Annotated in this window: 1 protein-coding gene and 2 pseudogenes; 2 read left to right on the plus strand and 1 reads right to left on the minus strand. The window is 71.0% G+C overall.

The genetic code is table 11. The features are described from left to right. Positions 1-101: 101 nt before the first annotated feature. A complete protein-coding gene (locus AB0G02_RS36445) occupies positions 102-266 on the minus strand; it encodes a LuxR C-terminal-related transcriptional regulator (RefSeq protein WP_360803920.1) in 165 nt (54 codons plus the stop codon). 1244 nt (positions 267-1510) lie between these two features. On the opposite strand from AB0G02_RS36445, the pseudogene AB0G02_RS36450 reads away from it, so the two are divergent. Then, positions 1511-2008, plus strand: a pseudogene (locus AB0G02_RS36450) (expansin EXLX1 family cellulose-binding protein); the annotation flags it as partial. Between the two features lie 55 nt (positions 2009-2063). Next, positions 2064-2151: pseudogene (locus tag AB0G02_RS36455) on the plus strand (FHA domain-containing protein); the annotation flags it as partial.

Here is a 2151-nt window from a genome sequence, read left to right on the forward strand (position 1 = left end):
CCGCCGCGTGGGTCGCGCCGACCTCGGCGGTCAGGACGACCCGCGCGTGGCGGTTCACCGGTGGCCGGCGGCGGGGGACGCCCGCTCCGCTCCACCCCGCGTCACACCCACCCCCGTTCGCACGCGATCACGCCGAGCTGGAAGCGCGAACGCACGCCCAACAGGTCCTGGAGGCGGGTGATCCGCCGGTGCACGGTGCGGAGGCTGACACCCAGCTCCCGCGCGATGGTCTCGTCGATCGCGCCCGTGCTCATGAGGCGCAACAAGCGCCGGGTCGCCCTCGTCCGCGTCGTCGACGTCGTCCACCGGGGGCACGGTCGACCCGATCGGCTTGAACGTGGTCATGGCGCGTGGCCCCGATCCCACGCGGTGGTCGGGTGATGAGGTGTCTCCGGGTGGTCGGTCGGTGACGCGGAATCGGCCCGGGAGTGGGCGGTGGCCGCCGTGACGAGCAGCGCGGCCGGCATTCGCAAGCCGGGGGACATTGCTTTCCTTCCGATGGCGACAGTGGCAAGGGAATGGAGGGTCAGCGGTGGCGGAAGACCCGGCACGGCGGCCGGATGCGCGGGCGGGGCATCCGGGTGTGTCGTGCCGGGTGGGGCGGTGCGGGGGAGGTGGACGCGGGACGCCGGACGCCGGAGCTCACCGGAGCACCCGACGTCGGTTCGGGTCCGCACACCCGACGACCACCCTCGGCCGTGCCGGATCGGTTCGTCCAGGACTCCTCACGCCGGTGGTTGTGGCATTGGCTGTCATGGACTGCTCCACTGCGTCGTGGTCCCGCCGGTACGTCGAGGGTCGGATCGGTGGATGTGTCTGACTCTTGCCTGTGGCCGATCGGGTAGCCGGTCCGACCCGGACCCGGGTCCCGCCTGCGTCCACGACCTTCCCGTCACACCATGACAGCGGTCAGAAGCCGTTCAAGTCAAGGGAAGTCCGAGGTCGACTTCGAGGGCCGCGAGTCGTCGAACTCGTTCGACGCGGTTTCGGCCCTGTCCGACCGTGCTCGCCACGACACCGTGAGCACCCGGATAAGTCAGTCTTACGGTGAATCAGCAACACCGCCTGGGCCGAAGGCCGCAGGGGTGTCCACCCTTCGGACGCGGGGGACTGGTCGGTTCGGCTCGACGGGCACGATGTGCACGTTCACAAGCGTTGTCACGTCACGGGTCCGTCGCTGATGCCTAAGTTCCGTAAGTCAGCGAAGTATTACGAAAAATTTGCGCGAGTTAACGCTAACAACGACGCCCTCGCGGCGGTTGACGCCTCCGGAACGGGCCGGCTAGCGTTGGCCGTCGCCAGGGTTGGTTCGACCGGCCGCCGTCCTCCGGGTCGGTGCCGCGCCGCGAGTCGCGCCACCCCGCCGTGTCGGTGACGTGGTCGCGATGCGGGAGGTGCGGTGGCCGGACGTCGGCTGGTCGCCGCGGTGGCGGCGGCGTTCCTGGTGACCGCGCTCGCGGTCGTCGTGGCCTGGCCGGGCGGAACGGACGGTCCTCAAGGGACCGTCGCGGTGGGTCGCGCGCCGAAGATCGGTGCGGCGGCCACCACGCCGCTCGCGAGCGCGCCCACGAACCCGTCCGCGCGCGCGGTCCCCTCCACCACCGTCGCGCCGTCGACGTCGGCCACGACCACGTCGGACGACGCGCCGCTCGCCGGGAGGATCAAGCCGGGGGTCGCGTACCCGGGCGTCGCCACGTTCTACCGCTCGGACGGGGGAGGGGCGTGCCTGTACGACCCGGGCCCGGACGCGTTGACCGCGGCGATGAACTGGACCGACTACGAGGGTTCGCAGGCGTGCGGGGCGCACGTCCTGGTGCGGGCGGCCAACGGCGCGAGCGTGACGGTGCGGATCACCAACCTGTGCCCGCTGCCGTGCCGGGTCGGGCAGCTGGACCTGAGCGAGGAGGCGTTCGACCGACTGGCGGCGCGCGACCTCGGGGAGGTCCCGATCACCTGGACGCTGGTGAGCCCGCCGACGTCCGAGGGCATCTCGATCCGCTACAAGACCGGGTCGACGCGGTACTGGTGCGGCATCCAGGTGATCGACCACCGCAACCCGGTGGTCCAGGAGGCACCTGGAGATCACCTGGGACGGGCACAGTGCCATGCTCGCTGATCTCGGTTCGACAAACGGCACCACGGTGAACGGCA

It is taken from the genome of Actinosynnema sp. NPDC023658, assembly GCF_040639995.1.
Lineage (GTDB): Bacteria > Actinomycetota > Actinomycetes > Mycobacteriales > Pseudonocardiaceae > Actinosynnema.